General features: G+C 50.9%; 2 protein-coding genes. One reads left to right on the top strand and one right to left on the bottom strand.

What is annotated here, in order from left to right; translation table 11 throughout:
* Positions 1 to 356, bottom strand: a 356-nt coding sequence (locus BP822_RS09390) for a (Fe-S)-binding protein (RefSeq protein WP_286878188.1), incomplete at its 3' end; no start/stop codon positions are given.
* Between the two features lie 123 nt (positions 357 to 479).
* Here BP822_RS09390 and BP822_RS09385 point away from each other — a divergent pair.
* Complete coding sequence (locus BP822_RS09385; protein WP_286878187.1) at positions 480 to 974, top strand: HIT family protein; 495 nt, start codon at positions 480 to 482, stop codon at positions 972 to 974.
* Positions 975 to 1,131 lie beyond the last annotated feature (157 nt).

Raw genomic sequence — 1,131 nt, 5'->3', positions numbered from 1 at the left:
TTTTCGCCAAAGGTGTTGCCGCTGTTCAGGATCTTCCGGTCAAGATCCTCCAGCTCTGAGGTGGTTAATCCTAGGGCTACAAGCATCCCCCTCGCTCTCTCTATGATATCCGGAGGAGAGATGCCTGCCGGACAGTTCTCAGTGCATAAGCCGCAAGTGGTGCAGGTGTTAAGACTGTCTTTCACCCCCTGATCTGCCTCCAGCCGGCCAGAGCAAAGCTCCTTGATTATCATCATCCGCCCTCTGGTGTTGGCCGACTCCCAACCGGTCTCCTCGAAGACCGGACAGACGGTGCGGCAGGTCCCGCAGCGAACGCACAGATTGAAGGCTCTTTCACCCTGGTTCATGGTCTGCATTTCGTTCTATCGCATCCTGTTCATCCGACATAAAAAGATCTCCATCGAATCAGATTGACGGGATATTTTGTATGGCAAAGGATTGATCATCAATAATGCCGTCATTAGCATAATGGAGGCTTTATGACTGAGGGCACCGGGAAAGAGAAAGGCTGCATCTTCTGCCAGATCCTGGCGGGAGATCTGCCATGCTACAGGATTTATGAGGATGAACTATCGCTGGCAATTCTGGACGTCAACCCCTTTTCTAAAGGCCATTGTCTGGTGATACCTAAGAGACATGTGCCCTGGTGGCATGAACTCTCAGATGATGAGAATGCCAGCCTCTTCAGAGCAGCAAAGGTGGTGGCGGAAAAGATTATGGTCGCCCTGCAACCGGACTTTGTCTGCATGTATGCTCGGGGCAGGAGGATACCTCATACCCATATCTTCCTGGTCCCCACCTATAAGGGAGATGTGCTGGACAGGTTCTTCAACGCCCTGGAGCTTTTCCAGGAATCGCCTCCGGTGCTGGCAGCTCTGCGAGAGAAAGATTCAATGGAAGATGTAGCTGAGCTGCTCAGAGAGGCGGATCCAAAGAAAAGCTCAAAGAGCAAAGATGATTCTGTGGAATGCTGAAATCCACGATTCATGAGCGAAGCTTCACTTAATGGTCAATCAATAGTTTGAATCTTTTGGGGCCGCATTCAATCTTTTGGCTCTTCGCTGTATCGAGTGGGTAGCGGGATAATTAACCCTGTGGTTTACGGAATGCGGAATAAAACCGCAGAGGCGC

Source organism: Methanosaeta sp. UBA458, assembly GCF_002496085.1.
Classification (GTDB): domain Archaea; phylum Halobacteriota; class Methanosarcinia; order Methanotrichales; family Methanotrichaceae; genus Methanothrix; species Methanothrix soehngenii.
Note: the sequence above shows the minus strand (reverse complement) of the source record. Positions and strands in the feature narration are given on the sequence as shown.

Coding starts and splice junctions, on each gene's coding strand:
- BP822_RS09385 (WP_286878187.1), top strand. CDS start 480: ATGACTGAGGGCACCGGGAAAGAGAAAGGCTGCATCTTCTGCCAGATC.